13 protein-coding genes are annotated in these 15,133 nt (G+C 39.3%); 8 read left to right on the plus strand and 5 right to left on the minus strand.

Annotation, left to right across the window (positions count from 1 at the left end):
- Window positions 1-4 precede the first annotated feature (4 nt).
- Window positions 5-952, plus strand: a complete 948-nt coding sequence (locus tag RCC89_08555) for a glycosyltransferase family 2 protein (protein ID WMJ73211.1) — start codon at window positions 5-7, stop codon at window positions 950-952.
- A gap of 45 nt (window positions 953-997) precedes the next feature.
- Window positions 998-2,170: a glycosyltransferase family 2 protein gene (locus RCC89_08560; GenBank protein ID WMJ73212.1), complete on the plus strand. Its 1,173-nt coding sequence runs from the start codon at window positions 998-1,000 to the stop codon at window positions 2,168-2,170.
- 100 nt (window positions 2,171-2,270) lie between these two features.
- On the opposite strand, the gene RCC89_08565 is transcribed toward RCC89_08560, so the two are convergent.
- On the minus strand, window positions 2,271-3,158 hold the full coding sequence (locus RCC89_08565) for a DUF2279 domain-containing protein (GenBank protein WMJ73213.1): 888 nt from the start codon (window positions 3,156-3,158) through the stop codon (window positions 2,271-2,273).
- A 164-nt stretch (window positions 3,159-3,322) separates the two neighbouring features.
- Between RCC89_08565 and RCC89_08570 the strand changes: the two genes are divergently transcribed.
- A complete protein-coding gene (locus RCC89_08570; GenBank protein ID WMJ73214.1) occupies window positions 3,323-3,544 on the plus strand; it encodes a hypothetical protein in 222 nt (73 codons plus the stop codon).
- Between the two features lie 170 nt (window positions 3,545-3,714).
- Here RCC89_08570 and RCC89_08575 read toward each other — a convergent pair whose 3' ends face one another.
- Window positions 3,715-4,029 carry an Hsp20/alpha crystallin family protein gene (locus RCC89_08575; GenBank protein WMJ73215.1) on the minus strand — a complete coding sequence of 105 codons (315 nt, stop codon included), beginning with the start codon at window positions 4,027-4,029 and terminating at the stop codon, window positions 3,715-3,717.
- A gap of 437 nt (window positions 4,030-4,466) precedes the next feature.
- Here RCC89_08575 and RCC89_08580 point away from each other — a divergent pair, with 437 nt between their 5' ends.
- Window positions 4,467-6,818, plus strand: coding sequence for a TonB-dependent receptor (locus RCC89_08580; protein WMJ73216.1), 2,352 nt, complete (start codon window positions 4,467-4,469; stop codon window positions 6,816-6,818).
- Window positions 6,819-6,862: 44 nt separating this feature from the next.
- Window positions 6,863-7,564 carry a hypothetical protein gene (locus tag RCC89_08585; GenBank protein WMJ73217.1) on the plus strand — a complete coding sequence of 234 codons (702 nt, stop codon included), beginning with the start codon at window positions 6,863-6,865 and terminating at the stop codon, window positions 7,562-7,564.
- 225 nt (window positions 7,565-7,789) lie between these two features.
- Here the strand turns inward: RCC89_08585 and RCC89_08590 are convergent, their stop codons facing one another.
- The 3 genes from RCC89_08590 to recA form a co-directional block, all read right to left on the minus strand.
- Window positions 7,790-8,470 carry a 2-C-methyl-D-erythritol 4-phosphate cytidylyltransferase gene (locus tag RCC89_08590; protein WMJ73218.1) on the minus strand — a complete coding sequence of 227 codons (681 nt, stop codon included), beginning with the start codon at window positions 8,468-8,470 and terminating at the stop codon, window positions 7,790-7,792.
- Between the two features lie 121 nt (window positions 8,471-8,591).
- Window positions 8,592-9,638, minus strand: a complete 1,047-nt coding sequence (queA, locus tag RCC89_08595; protein WMJ73219.1) for a tRNA preQ1(34) S-adenosylmethionine ribosyltransferase-isomerase QueA — start codon at window positions 9,636-9,638, stop codon at window positions 8,592-8,594.
- 272 nt (window positions 9,639-9,910) lie between these two features.
- Window positions 9,911-10,954 (minus strand): recombinase RecA, encoded by a 1,044-nt coding sequence (gene recA / locus RCC89_08600; GenBank protein WMJ73220.1) that lies wholly within the window; start codon window positions 10,952-10,954, stop codon window positions 9,911-9,913.
- A 447-nt stretch (window positions 10,955-11,401) separates the two neighbouring features.
- Between recA and RCC89_08605 the strand changes: the two genes are divergently transcribed.
- From RCC89_08605 to RCC89_08615, 3 genes are all read left to right on the plus strand, one after another.
- Window positions 11,402-12,433, plus strand: coding sequence for an aminopeptidase (locus RCC89_08605; GenBank protein WMJ73221.1), 1,032 nt, complete (start codon window positions 11,402-11,404; stop codon window positions 12,431-12,433).
- 48 nt (window positions 12,434-12,481) lie between these two features.
- On the plus strand, window positions 12,482-13,306 hold the full coding sequence (locus tag RCC89_08610) for a DUF3108 domain-containing protein (GenBank protein WMJ73222.1): 825 nt from the start codon (window positions 12,482-12,484) through the stop codon (window positions 13,304-13,306).
- A 477-nt stretch (window positions 13,307-13,783) separates the two neighbouring features.
- The gene (locus RCC89_08615; protein ID WMJ73223.1) at window positions 13,784-15,133 is read left to right on the plus strand and encodes a TlpA disulfide reductase family protein; all 1,350 of its coding nucleotides are present in this window, start codon (window positions 13,784-13,786) and stop codon (window positions 15,131-15,133) included.

A 15,133-nucleotide genomic window follows, 5' to 3' on the forward strand; every position in this document is an offset into this window, starting at 1 on the left:
ACAGTTGATTATATATAAGGAGAATGAAAAGATGGAGATGGAAAAGTATGTTGAATTCCCTAAAGTGTCAATCATTACGATCAATTTTAACGGGGCTTCCGTTACATGCGATCTGATTGAATCGTTGAGAAATGTTACTTATCCTAATTTTGAAGTAATTGTTGTAGATAATGCTTCTCAGGAAAATCCAGATATAATTAAAGAAAGATACCCTGAAGTGGTATTGATCAAAAATAAAGAAAACCTGGGTTTTGCCGGAGGAAACAATGCAGGTTTCCGTGCTGCAAGTGGGAAGTATTTTATGCTTCTGAACAATGATACAGAGGTTCATCCTGAATTTCTTCATCCACTTGTTGCCCGTTTGGAATCTGACCCTTTGGCAGGGGCTGTTAGCTCTAAGCTTATTTATCATAACACTGATGGCATTATTCAATATGCTGGAAGTAGTATGATAAACCCTTACACGGGACGCAGTAGTTTTCTTGGCCAAAAGGAAAAAGACCAAGGACAGTATGATGTGTGTTGTCAAACACATTATGCTCATGGTGCCGCTATGATGGTTCCGCGGAGGGTGGTCGAGGAGGTTGGTCTCATGGCTGACTTGTATTTTCTATATTATGAGGAGCTTGATTTTTGCGAGAGAATCAAGGAGGCAGGGTACGCTATTTGGTACATAGGTACCTCTGTGGTTTATCATAAAGAATCTATGTCTGTAGGCAAGCAAAATCCAATTAAGACATATTATATGACCAGGAACAGGCTTGTGTACATGCGTAGAAATGTTAGGGGCATTAAACTGTTTATAAGTATGCTATACTTTACAGTTATAGCCATGCCTAAGCATACCTTGTCTCATTTGGCTGCACGGAGAAAAGATTTGCTTAAAGCATTTTATAGAGGTGTAGCATGGAATTTGACAAATCATAAGATTTTTGGTAATCCAAAAATATAAATAAGGAAGAGGAGAGAGATGGTGGTTGATATATTGTTGAATTTAATGTTTGCCTGGCTGGGCGTTATGGTTGTATATGGTTTAGTGTATTCAATAGCCGGCCGGGCTCGGGAGTTTCCTGAAATTTCCAAAGCTACATACAATAGGAAGTTTGCGGTCTTCATTCCTTCTTACAAAGAGGATGAGGTGATTTTAAGTTCTGCCGAACATGCGTTGAAACAAAGCTATCCGGCAGAAGACTATGATGTGGTAGTCATTGCTGACAGTCTCAAGCCAGAGACCGTAGGAAAGCTCAAGAATATGCCTATAAAGGTCATAGAAGTTAGCTTTGATTTGAGCACTAAAGCACGGTCTTTGAATAAGGCGCTAGCTGACCTACCTGAGGTTTATGACTATGCCTTGGTACTTGATGCTGACAACTTGATGGAAAGGGATTTTCTGGTAAAGTTTAATAATGCCTTCTGTCATACCAATGCAATGGCTATCCAAGGGCATCGAGTGGCGAAAAACTTGAATACCAATTTCGCTATTTTGGATGCAGTTAGTGAGGAGGTTAATAATCATATTTATAGAAAAGGTCACCGGGCTTTGGGGCTTTCATCTGGACTGATCGGATCTGGTATGGCATTTGACTATGCTTATTTTAAGCAGGTAATGAAGTCTATAGATGCCATAGGTGGGTTTGACAAAGAACTGGAGGTGCTTTTGAACAGAGACAGGGTCAAGATTCATTATCTGGAATCTGCCTTGGTGTATGATGAAAAAGTTGAAAACCCTGAGGTGTTTAAGAACCAACGAAGAAGATGGATGTCTGCTCAGATTATCTTCTTGAAGAAGTATTTTCTTGAGGGGGTTAGACATTTATTCTCAAAAGGTAATATTGACTTCTTTGACAAAGTATTTCAATTTACCTTGTTGCCGAGGGTCATGTTGTTGTTTTCAGTTATCGGCTTAAGTGTGGTAGCTTTCTTTCTGAATATATTTATTGGCTACAGCATGGCACCCGGTACTTTGTTTTGGCTTGGGTTGGCCGGATTAAATGTTCTGAGTATTTTCTTGGCCATACCGGACAAGTTTTATAACAAGCAGACCTTCAGGGCTGCACTGCATGTGCCTAAAGCGGTAGTACTTATGTTTATGAACTTGTTTAAACTTAAAGGAGCAGATAAAAAGTTCATTCATACACCGCATTCGGGTAGTGCTGATAATAATGTATAAAATTACAGGAATATAATAGTAAAAGCCAGGGTATTGAATGCTCTGGCTTTTTGCTTTTAACTTAAATTCTGCATTAGAAAGTTCTAATACATATTTCAGGTTAAAAGTATAAAGGATGTAAGCTAGTGCCATGACGGTTAAACTGAATGGCAGGGAAAGGGATTTTGATAACCTTTAGCGGGTAAGCCAATACCTTTAGCCATTTTTTTCTGGTTTTGACATGTTCTAAGTCAAAATCCAGAGAAAGGAAGTATTGTCGGTAAGGATTAAAACCGACTGCTTGACTTTCGTAAATTGTCCCATATTGCATTTCGGTTCCACTATACCCGAGCGATAGGTTAAGCCATGCTGGAAATATATTGCCTTCAGGTAAAAAAGAGTGGATATTAATCGAAAGCCAATAGGTTTGGCCATTATAATCTTTCAATGCCTGCTCTGCTAAAGTGCCTCCTAACGCTTCTGGTCTTGTGGCTGCAAATGGCGTACGGTGAAAAGAAAATTTCATCTGTATTCTAGGTTCATCCCACAGTAAATACTGACCTAACAATAATGCAGACCCACTGGCATTGGCCACCATATCTCCCCATGAGGCGCCATAATTGGGAGAAAAACCATCAAATATTTCAATAGGGGTGAGTAAAATCAAGCCTGATAGACCGCCATACCAGATCGCTTTCTTTTTCTCTACCCCAGACCACATCAATGACTTGACTGCAAATTGGCTTATGTGAAAAGCTGAATAAGCATGGCCAACCTTGTCCATTTGTAACCAATGATGGTTGTCATTGTAAAAGTGAAAGGAGGAATAGCTGTCATACCATGTTGAACTTAACCATGCCATACTGCCCGCATATGCTAGACCTGTGCCTGTTACTAGGGGAATAAACCTCTTTTTGTTCAGCACAGTGGTGTCAGACAACGGTTCCGCTGATAAATGAATATTAACGAGTAGAAGTATGGAGGTTATTAAGGTTAAAAAGCGTTTCACACCCTAAAGTTAAATTTCTTTTGCTTAAAATTTCAACTTTCGGATGGGCAAAATATTGCCTATGGGCAAACTTTAACAGTTTGTGTCTCTAAAGGTATATAAAATGACATAATTAAGAATAGGCGTGATGCCCAGTCGTGAAAAGCAAAATTGAACTAATTATAATGACAATGATCCATGAAATCAAAAAGGTTTTGAAAGCGAGCGATGGTACAGGTTTCTTTCCTGTGTACCAAAATATTACCATCATTATGGTTGTGATGACCACAGGAGATAATATTTGGCTAAAAAAAGGATTTAAGAAAGTAAGAAGTCTTAAGTCTGCATCAGAAATCTTTACTTGGGCCAAAGATATGATGGCAGTCAAAACGATTAAAACTATGTAGTGGTTATAATAGCCTTTTAACATAATTGTTCCGGTTACTTTATATATAAATAATGTAACCGGAACTAAAATGTTTGAAATAACAAAGCTAGCAGCTAGATGTATTCTCAGTCCCTAGAGGGTGATTTTTAACGCTGCTCTGCGTGATGTAAGCTTGGTAAGGCTTTGCTGTTATGATGCTTTGACTTTTTCAGCAACAGGCTTAAAAAGTTTGATCGAGAAAATACCTCCTATATAGGTATAGGAAAAATCTTCTGATGTGATAAAGCTTTCAGGAACACGTACGGTTCTTAAAAAAGTTACTTTATCTGTCGATGAATTTTTCCTTGAGGTAATAGTGAGCTTTTTGTCATTTAATGACACACTGACTTCTTGATTTTTAAAGGCTGGCGCAGGAATATCAATCCTATAGCAGTTTTTCAATTCAAGTAGGTTGGCGGCAGGAAAAGCAAAAGCTATATCCTGAGATTGACTTACATCTTTCATAATTTACTGGTTAGTTTAATTTCAAGTATTTAAGCAGGCTATTAACTGGTATCGATAATATAATGTTTGAAAAAACATTTATTTATTCTAAAGCTTTTTTCTGACCCAAACCACTTTTGTGTCAGCATGTCTTGAACGCTTTCCGCTGCGCAATAGAAATGGATATTTCAGGTTTAACTTTTTGGAATATACAGCATAGCACAGGCACTTTGTCAGCACCAGTGATTGGGGAGGGCATAGCTAAGGTTATTTGCTTCTTTTAACGGAATTTCGTGTCTATAGGTTACATTTGTCTGGGAGTTTCATATTTCTGATTATCAACTAGTTTTTTCTATTAGCTCTTTTTCTTAAAAGTTTTTCCTTAAGTTTCAATGCAACTTTATTGCATTTAATTAACTGCTGATGTAGCTTTGTAGTCCTATTTGGAAGAGAATTGAATGTCTATATATATAAAGCAGAAGCTTAAGGATACTAGTAAATGGCCGGTTGTATTTTTAAGCATTTTGTTATTGTCTATAAGTGGGCTTAGTGCACAGGAGAAAGTTGATTGCGTTCACTCCTTGAGTGGGCAGATTTCAGATGGAGAAACGGGACTTCCTCTGGCATATGCTGAGGTGATTTTGGAGAACGCTGTGATTGAGTCAGCCTATACAGATGATAATGGAACTTATGAATTCAAGAAGCTATGCCCTGGTACTACTTATTTAGTAAAAGTATCTTTTTTAGGCTATAAGCCTATAGAGGTGTCGGTAACCATTGACGATGATCAGGAGCGGAATTTTATCCTTCATGAAGAGGTGTGCGAATTGCCCTCTGTGGTGGTAGAAGGTTCTAAAGCTCCTAATATAGAGCCATTACCGGAAGTGTCTTTGTCTGGTAAGGAGCTGAGGGAAACCCGGGGTAAGTCGCTAGGGGAGGCGGTTAGCCGTATACCTGGGGTTTATGCTATGCAAACAGGGCCGACTATATTTAAACCTGTTGTACAAGGTTTGCATAGTAACAGGATTTTGATCCTCAACAATGGGGTGAGGCAGGAAGGGCAGCAGTGGGGGTATGAGCATGCACCTGAAATAGATCCTTATGTAGCCTCGCGGATTACTGTGATAAAAGGGGCTAACAGTGTAAGATATGGATCTGATGCAATTGGAGGTGTGATTTTGGTCGAACCTCCACCTTTGCGTAAAGAACCTGGTGTGTCGGGAGAGGTAAACTTAGCAGGGTTTAGCAATAATAGAATGGGGGCAGCCTCTGCTACTTTAGACTTTGCGCCTGCTTTTATTAAAGGATTGAGCGGGAGGGTTCAAGGGACTATAAGGAATGCAGGAAATGTACGGGCGCCTGATTACTATATTGATAATACAGGGTTAAGGGAGTATAGTTACTCATGGGCGGCAGAATATCAAAAGAAAAGGTTTGGAGTAGAGGCTTATTATAGCAGGTATAAAACTACGCTAGGGGTGTATAGGGGAGCGCATATAGGCAACCTCACAGACCTGAATCACGCCATTGCCAGTGATGTGCCTTTGGTTACGGCTGGATTTACTCGTGAAATTCAGAGGCCTTATCAGGATATTGACCATGAGCTGTTTAAGGCGTCTGCTTGGGTAAATACCTTTGCAGGTAAACTGTTGTTTGATTACGGTAGGCAATTTAATGACAGATCGGAGTTTGATACGCATATTTTAAGTTTAGGACCTGAAGTACCGCAACTTAGATTTAAAATAACAACCCATACTTCTAACTTGGTGCTTGAACACAAGCCGTTGGGCAGAATTAAGGGACAAATTGGTTTTAGTGGTATTGCTCAGGAAAATACGTGGAGAGGGAGTTTTTTTATTCCGAATTTTAAAAGCTATGCGGGCGGGCTGTTTATCATTGAAAGGTGGAAAAGTAAAAGGTTGGAATTGGAAGCAGGGGCGCGGTATGATATGAAAACAATGACTGTTTTCTTGAGGGAAAGGGAGGATATTGTTACTGATGACTTCCTGTTCGGGAATTTTTCAGGGAATATAGGAGCCATTTACAGGCTTTCTGCCAACTGGAAACTCAGGGGAAACTTTGGGACGGCGTTTAGACCGCCAGCGGTCAATGAACTATATAGTGATGGGGTGCATCATGGTACTGCTTCTTATGAAATAGGCGATAAGAACCTGAGGCCGGAAATGGCTTATAATGCCACGGTTTCTGCTAAGTTTGCCTACGAGAGGGTATATGGAGAGGTAAGTGTGTTTAATAATTTTATGCATAATTTTATCTATCTCTCTCCATCAGAACGACCTACAGTGACGATTAGAGGGGCTTTCCCTACTTTTCATTACAGACAGGTCAATGCCATGTTTACAGGAACGGATATTGCCATCAATGATTCTATTGGGAGCAACTTTGTTGTGAGCTCTAGGTTCTCTTTCGTTCGTGGATATAACTTAACGGAGGACGACTACTTGATCTGGATCCCTCCTGTTAGATGGGAGAATGGAATTAGGTATTGGTTTAAAACGGGGCTGGGTTGGTTAAGGAATAGTTATGCAGAAGTAAGACATGTAGCTGTGGCCAGGCAGTTTATGGCGCCAGAAGACGGAGACTATGCGCCGCCTCCACCTGGGTATATGTTGGTGAATTTGGATATAGGTGGTACGGTTGTTTTGGGCAATACTCCAACGGAGGTTTCGCTAGGAGTTTACAACTTGTTTAACACAAGCTACAGGGACTATATGGATCGGTTTAGGTACTATGTAGATGCGATGGGAAGGAATGTGATGTTGAGGGTACGGGTACCCCTTAATTTTTAATGGTAAATAATTTAATGTACTTATATTTATTTAACACGAGAAAAATGGAAAAACTTTTAAGAAAGTCTGTTCTTTTGCTATTGTCTGGTGCCGTGCTTTTTACCAGTTGCCGCAAAGATGATGATGATGTTCATGAGCCAGGTCATAGCCATGACCACCACCATGTGACCACCTTGAAAATGCGCTTTACTGCCGAAGGGTCTTCTGAAACACTGGAGTTTGTTTATGACGATTCAGGAAACTATCATGGAGGTCACGGACATGACGATCATGATGATCATGATGATCATGATGACCACCACCATGACGACCATGACGACCACCATAATGGGCACGACCATAGAGTACAGCATGGTGATCACGATCATGACCATGACCATGATCATGGCCCTAAGCACAAAGATCATATTAAGCTTCAGGCAGGAGTGAAGTATCACTGCGAAATTCAGGTACTAGATAAATCAAATCCTGATAAAGTAGAAGATCATACTGCTGAGATTAAAAAAGAAGGGGCAGAGCACAAGTTTTTCTTTAAGATATCAGATGGTTTAAAGCTTAGCCATACTTATAATGACGAGGATAAAAATGGCGAACCGATTGGTCTTAAAAATATTTTTAATACTGGAGACGCCAGCACTGGAACCCTTAAGGTGGTGTTGAAAGAGTACCATCATACCCACGATAAAGGTGATATTACTAAAGGTGAAACTGAAATAGAAGTTAGCTTCCCAGTTGAAATTAAGTAATGGTGAATTAGTGATTCAGATAAAAAAAGGTCAGGGTTTTAATAACTCTGACCTTTTTTAATAGAGTAAAGTTTGGATGTGTCTCGTTTTTACTTAGAGTCTGCAGAAAGAAGTAATAAAGATAAACAGCTTCAATATTGCGTACACAAGAAAAAGAGGTGATTGAACACTTCTTTTCCTTACCCTTATAAACATGCACAAGTATAAGTGCCTCCTACTTTTCTTTTAATAGCTTAACAAACATTCGGCTATTACCAAATCATCAGGCGTTGTGATTTTTAAATTTAGGTAAGAGCCTTCTATAAGGTGTATTCTATTACTGGCGTGTTCCGCTACACTTGCATCATCAGTAAAGTGAGGTAACTCTGTGGTTTGATAAGAATCTCTAATAAGTGAAAGCTTAAATGTTTGTGGCGTTTGTATAAGCCTGTACATGCTCCTATCTACAGCTTCATTACTGTTTTTCTCTTTGATAAGCCTTATAGAGTCTTTTAAAGGAACAGAAGTTATTGCGCTTCCATAAATAGCGGCGTGTTCATAACTCCGTTCAATGGTTTCAGGTGATATGCATGGCCTTACACCATCATGAATGGCTACCAGTGCCTCTTCCTCTTCTATTACTTTAAGCCCGTTTTTAACAGAGGCAAAACGCGACCTGCCACCTTCTGCAATTTGTACTTGGTGTTTAAACTGGTGTTTTTTTACCAGGCTTTTCCACGTTGCTATTTCCTGGAGTGGAAGTACAAGTACAATAGTTGTTTGAGGGTCAGTTTCTATGAACTTCTCTATGGTATGCATGAGAATAGGTTTTCCAGCAACCTTAAGAAACTGCTTTGGCACAGACGAGTTCATCCGTGTTCCACTTCCACCGGCAACAATAATGGCATATCTGTTCAGTATTTCCATAAAAAAAGCTTCAGACGTTTAACCCGGATTGTTGAAAAAAGTTTTTCATGCAATAGAAGTTTCCTTGCATATTTCCGGATTTAAATATCTGAAGCTTTTGCCTAAAAAAGAAATACTTTCTTTATAGAATCAACATACAGTCACCATAACTGTAGAACCTATATTTTTCTTCAATGGCTTTTCTATACGCTTCTTGTATGAGCTCATACCCTCCAAAAGCTGCTGCTAGCATATACAATGTAGACTCTGGCATATGGAAGTTGGTAAGCAGTGTATTTGCTATTTTGAAGTCGTAAGGCGGGAAGATGAATTTATCTGTCCACCCTTCATTAGGCTTTAATCTAGAGTTTGCTGAAGTTGAAGATTCTAACGCCCTTACCGACGTAGTGCCAATCGCACAGACCCGCTTTTTCTCATCGATGGCGGTGTTTACTTTATTGGCTGTTTCTTCAGGAATCAGATAGTTCTCCGAATCCATTTTATGTTTGGTCAAATCTTCTACATCTACAGGCCTAAAGGTGCCAAGTCCCACATGTAAGGTAATTGGGGCAATGTCAATACCTTTTATTTCAAGGCGCTTCATTACCTGTTTTGTAAAGTGCAACCCTGCGGTAGGGGCAGCTACAGCACCAGTATGTTCTGCATAAATGGTTTGATACCTTTCCCTGTCTTCTGGCTCAGCCTTTCGCTTTATGTATTTAGGCAAAGGTGTTTCGCCCAACGATTCAATGGTTTTGTAAAACTCTTCGTCGGTGCCGTCAAATAAAAATCTTATGGTACGTCCTCTTGAAGTTGTATTGTCAATTACTTCAGCTTCAAGTTCTCCGTCACCAAAAAATAATTTGTTCCCTACCCTTATCTTCCTTGCAGGATCTACCAGTACATCCCACAGGTGAGATTCATTGTTTAGCTCACGAAGTAGGAAAACTTCGATTTTAGCGCCTGTTTTGTCTTTTTTACCAAATAGGCGTGCTGGAAATACTTTGGTATTGTTGACGACCATTACGTCGCCATCATCAAAATAATCAAGGATATCTTTGAAAACTTTGTGCTCAATGGTGCCGTTAGCTCTGTTGACAACCATCATCCTTGCTTCGTCCCGGTTTTCTGAAGGATAAAGGGCCAGTAATTCAGGAGGAAGCGAAAAACGAAATTCTGAAAGTTTCATATTTGATTTAGTAGTATTACGGTACTAGATTAACTGTATTCCCCAAAGGGGGGAATTTTAAGGTCTGCAAAAGTAATAACTGTTTTATTTAAAAGGGTATAACATGTAATAAATAAGCTCAAAAAAAGCAGTCTTTGATCTCTTGCATAAGTAAAGGAGGCATTTTATCAACAATTGCTCATAAAATACCTCCTTATTATAGTTTACCTGCCAAATGTCAGAAGTTTTTCTTGGGCTGCCTTTTTATATATAATACGAAAAAAGTTGCTGATTTATTTTACTTCTTCGGCTTCTGGGGCTTCTTTTTCTGCCGGTGCTATTTCTCCTTTTACTTTTGCGCGGATTTTGGCTTCGACCTCTTCTGTCAACTCTGGATTGTCTAACAAGATCTGACGTACAGTGTCACGTCCCTGACCAAGCTTGCTACCTTCATACGAGAACCAAGAGCCAGACTTTTGGATAACGTTCAGCTCAACGCCAAGGTCTATTATTTCGCCTACTTTAGAAATACCTTCACCATACATAATGTCAAACTCTACAACTTTAAACGGAGGAGCAACTTTGTTCTTTACAACCTTTACTTTCGTTCTGTTACCAGTAATATTGTCAGGACTTTCTTTGATTTGCCCTATTCTCCTGATATCAAGACGTACGGAAGAGTAGAATTTTAAAGCATTACCACCGGTAGTAGTTTCCGGGTTGCCAAACATTACGCCTATTTTGTCACGCAACTGGTTAATAAATATACAGCAACAACCTGTTTTGTTGATGGTACCGGTCAGCTTTCTCAATGCTTGAGACATTAGCCTTGCCTGAAGACCCATTTTACTGTCTCCCATTTCTCCTTCTAATTCGCCCTTAGGTACAAGTGCAGCTACTGAATCTATAACGATAATGTCAAGTGCGCCAGACCTGATCAGGTGTTCTGCTATCTCTAAAGCTTGTTCTCCATTGTCAGGTTGGGATATAAGGAGGTTTTCTGTGTCAATGCCCAACTTCTCTGCATAGCTTTTGTCAAAGGCATGTTCTGCATCTATAATAGCAGCAAGCCCTCCCGATTTTTGGGCTTCTGCTATGCAGTGCATGGCAAGTGTGGTTTTACCTGATGATTCAGGGCCATATACCTCAACTATTCTACCTCTAGGCAAACCGCCTATTCCTAACGCTAAATCCAGACCCAGAGAACCTGTAGGGATAGCTGGCACGTCTACAACCCGTTCGTCGCTGAGTTTCATTACAGTACCTTTTCCATAGGCTTTTTCCAGCTTGTCTATAGTCAGTTGCAGGGCCTTTAGTTTTTCTGAGTTGCTGTTCATATTTGTAGAGTTGTTTTTTATTGTGAAAATAATATTTATACCCGGATTATGCAATAGGGACTTTTATGTGTGGCAAAAGTACAAAATTTAACCCGCTTTTAATTTTGCTATTGGTTTTAAGTTGTTTTTGCAAGACAAATAAGACCCTCGATAGCTTAGTTTGCTGTTTGTTGAATAACCGTCCACTTTTCTTTTAAGCAAATCTTCTATGCTTATCGCTACCGTCCTGTTTCTTTAATAATTTATTCAAAGGTACGGAGCCATCACGCAGCCTATCTGCGTTGCGTTTTTTTTTGGCTTGTTTTTTGTTTTTTATTTGTAAATGATTTTTTAGTAAGGTAAAAAAGAGGAAAGAAGCATAAGCTTAAAATAATAGATTCAGTTCTTTTACTGGACAGGGAACGTTTTTCCTTTTGCTTTTTGTTTAAAATTGACAATAACAGGACCGTGATAAAAAAGATCGTTAAAGTTTTGCTCCTGCTGGTAGTTGTACTATTGGCTGTTTTTTATGAATCTGTATGGTATGGACTGAACCAGGCCAGGGGGCAGATGAATATTCTGTTCAGTGCTAAACCTATAGAGGAGTTCCTTTCCGACGAGCATTATCCTGATTCACTCAAAAACAAGATATTGCTTGTCCAAGAGCTTAGGGAATTTTCTTTCGATTCTTTGGGGTTAAAACGAAATGCTAATTATACCACACTGTTTGACCAGCAAGGAAAACCTATTTTATGGATCGTTACTGCCAGTGAACCTTATGAACTTAAAGCGAAGGAATGGTGCTTCCCTATACTTGGGTGCTTTTCATATAAAGGGTTCTTTGAATATGAAAAAGCCGTGAAAGAGGCCGATAAGCTTAAGGCGAAAGGAATGGATGTGTCAATAGATGAAGTAGAAGGCTGGTCGACCTTAGGTTGGTTTAAAGACCCTATATTAAGCAATATGCTTAACCGCTCTGTTGGAAACCTGGCCAACCTGATTATTCACGAGCTTACACATGGCACCCTTTACGTAAAGAATAACGTAGAATATAATGAAAACTTAGCAAGTTTTGTAGGCGACCAGGGTGCATTGATTTTCCTTGAACAGAAATATGGCGTGGACAGCAAAGAGTATGAGCAGTACCTGAATGGCAAGGAGATGCATGAGGCTTATTCCCAACGGGTACTAAGGAATGGCGAGCGGTTGGATAGTTTGTATAACTCTTTTTCGGCAGACTTGGAAATAGGGGAAAAAGAACGTTTGAAGCAAGCGCTCCTGAAAGACATTAGAGGTGACCTACAAGAGTTTTTTGATAGCTATAAAAAAGTTAACCCTAGGTTTTACGCCAAGGTTGAAAAGTTAAACAATACTTATTTTCTTGATTATCGTAGATATAGGCAAAAGCAGGACATGTTCGAACAAGAGTTTCGTGAAAAATTTGATTCGGATTTTAAACGCTATATGGAATACTTAAAGGATACATATCCTTCGTTATAAGCAAAAAAGTTTCCTTTTGCCTTAGGTTAGATATGAAAAACAATTAGTATGAAAAGACTGTTTTTGCTTCCGGGACTTTTGTTCATTCTTATGTCATTTACAGTAACTTCAGACCTGCCTGAAAATACTTTTGACTATCAAGATGTAGAGCAAAAGAATTTTGCTCAGGGGGAGGTGCTTAAGTATAAAGTGCATTATGGTATTATAAAGGCCGGAGAGGCCACTATGGAACTCTCTCCTAAACTTTATAAAGTCAACGACAGGGTTTGCTACAAAGCCACAGTTTTTGGGAGGTCTACCGGTGCTTTTGATCTCATGTTGCGCATTAGAGATACCTGGGGCTCTTATATCGATTCAGACGCTTTGGTTCCACAGCGGTCTTTTAGAAATATTGAAGAAGGAAAGTATCGCTACAAAGAAACTGTAAATTATGACCATGCGGGTAAGCGTGTTGAGATAGAGGCGGATAAAAAAGGAACTATTGTACATGATACGCTGGAAATTAAACCTAGTGTCCAGGATATGGTCAGTGGGTATTACTATTTAAGGACGCTGGATTTTGACAGTTATGAAACCGGTGACACTTTGACTGTAGATGCTTTTTTTGAGGATAAGCTTTACGACTTTAAACTGAAATATATGGGCAAAGGCGAAGTGTCTACTAAGTTTGGAAAGGTAGATGGTATTTTGCTAACACCTATTATGCCGGACAACGACCTGTTTAAGGGCGGGGAAAGTATCAAGTTTTGGGTTACCGATGATAAGAACAGGATTCCGATTAAAATTGAAGCTGAATTGTTTTTGGGTTCCGTGGCTATGGACCTGGAAAAATATGAAGGACTCCGCCACCCGGTAAATTTCAGAAAAAAATAACCCTTCTACCCAGAGGCGGTCAATAAATGCATTCTATCAGCTAGTCACTTTTCGTTCAGTGAATGGATTACGGTTAGCTGATATTTTTTTACCCTCTATTGCTTGTTTCTTTTATGAAACCATACGCTTATATTTAATAAATTTACTGCAATCTCTTTTCTTCTAAATCGTTTTTATCAGGTAACTTTGTGTACGGTTAAACCTGAAATGTACAATAGGGCTTTGTATTACGTAGCAAAACAACTTCAAATCAATCGCTTTGCTCACATTTGTGTCTTGACCATAGCTTTTGCTATGCTGGAATTGCGTTGTTAATGCCTTCTGTCCAGATGTCACAAGTGTTATTGTATAATTCGGGTAGAGAAGATTATGCTTTTTTTTAGTTTATTTACTAAAAAATAAAGAAGGTGCTTGTGGGGACTTTATTATAGTGTCATAAATTTACAGTGAATTAGAAAATCTTATTACTTTTACCATATGAGTTTCATTGATCTTAAAAGGACATTAGCTGTTATTGCCTTTTTTGTTTTGCCGACGGTTGTTTTGGCTAAAGGAATAACAATTGAAGGAAGTTTCAAAAATGTAGGTAGTGCTTCTTTTATTTACCTTTATCAATATGTTGGGCCGGAAATCTTGAAAAAAGATTCCGTTGCGCACAAAGCCGGTAGTTTCAAATTTAAAATCAAAGAAGGATTAGACCGCGGGTTATATAGAATAGGTGTGTCTGAAGAGAAATCCTTGACTTTGGTCATGGGGAGTGAATCATTTTCTTTGATCGCAGATTTGGAAAACTTGTCTCAGTCCCCAGAAATTTCCGGCTCTAAAGAAAATCAAGCTTTTTATGAGTACAGGGAGTTTAATGAATTTTACAACCAGCAGGTACAGGAGCTTCAGGATAGGGCGCAGGAGCTTAGTGGCGCAAAATCTTCCGATCCTGATACATATAATGCTGAAATGTCTAAGTTGCAGGTAAAGTTAGACTCGCTTAACAGTGCCCAAAGAAGCGAATATCAACGCTTGGTCAATGATAACAAAGATTTACTTATAGGGAAAATCATCGGTCTTTTTGTTCAAGACCCTAATGTGACAAAAGATAACTTTTTTACAAAGTCTTTCTTTGAAGATCCTGAGTTAGCCAGAGGGGATATGATTCTTTCAAAGGTGTCTAACTACTTACAGCGGTTTTCAGACCCTAAACTTGATGCGTGGAAAAGATCTTTTTCCGAACTACTAAACATAGCCCCTAAAGATTCACCAGGTCGAGAAGCCTTATACATCTCATTGGTTAGGTTAGTATTGCCTTACGATCAAGGCTATGCCCGTCAATTGGCTGAGGGATATGCCAAAGAATACCCTTCTTCTTTAGTTGCGCCAACCCTGTTGGCTTCTATTCCTTCAGGGCCTCCTGCTAAAGGAGATATAGCTCCTGACATCGTGTTGGACGATCCTGATGGCAATACCCTAAAACTTTCCCAACTAAAGGGGCAGGTAGTCTTACTGGACTTTTGGGCTTCTTGGTGTGGACCATGCAGAATGGAAAACCCTAATGTTGTCAAGGCGTACAATAAATATAAGAATAAAGGTTTTACAGTGTTCAGCGTATCTCTTGATACAGATAAGCAAAAGTGGCTTAAAGCTATAGAGAAAGATAACTTAAGCTGGGATACTCATGTATCTGATCTTCAGGGATGGCAATCTGAACCTGCCAAACTTTACCAAGTTAAAGGTATTCCTGCTACTTACCTTATTGGAAGAGATGGGAAGATTGAGGCTGTAAACCTGAGAGGGGAGAGCCTTGAGAAAATGTTAGAGGAAATGTTAAACTAA

The organism is Cytophagaceae bacterium ABcell3, from assembly GCA_030913385.1.
Classification (GTDB): domain Bacteria; phylum Bacteroidota; class Bacteroidia; order Cytophagales; family Cytophagaceae; genus ABcell3.

Coding starts and splice junctions, on each gene's coding strand:
- RCC89_08560 (WMJ73212.1), top strand. CDS start 998: ATGTTTGCCTGGCTGGGCGTTATGGTTGTATATGGTTTAGTGTATTCA.
- RCC89_08570 (WMJ73214.1), top strand. CDS start 3,323: ATGACAATGATCCATGAAATCAAAAAGGTTTTGAAAGCGAGCGATGGT.
- RCC89_08575 (WMJ73215.1), bottom strand. CDS start 4,029: ATGAAAGATGTAAGTCAATCTCAGGATATAGCTTTTGCTTTTCCTGCC.
- RCC89_08580 (WMJ73216.1), top strand. CDS start 4,467: ATGTCTATATATATAAAGCAGAAGCTTAAGGATACTAGTAAATGGCCG.
- RCC89_08585 (WMJ73217.1), top strand. CDS start 6,863: ATGGAAAAACTTTTAAGAAAGTCTGTTCTTTTGCTATTGTCTGGTGCC.
- RCC89_08590 (WMJ73218.1), bottom strand. CDS start 8,470: ATGGAAATACTGAACAGATATGCCATTATTGTTGCCGGTGGAAGTGGA.
- queA (WMJ73219.1), bottom strand. CDS start 9,638: ATGAAACTTTCAGAATTTCGTTTTTCGCTTCCTCCTGAATTACTGGCC.
- recA (WMJ73220.1), bottom strand. CDS start 10,954: ATGAACAGCAACTCAGAAAAACTAAAGGCCCTGCAACTGACTATAGAC.
- RCC89_08610 (WMJ73222.1), top strand. CDS start 12,482: ATGAAAAGACTGTTTTTGCTTCCGGGACTTTTGTTCATTCTTATGTCA.
- RCC89_08615 (WMJ73223.1), top strand. CDS start 13,784: ATGAGTTTCATTGATCTTAAAAGGACATTAGCTGTTATTGCCTTTTTT.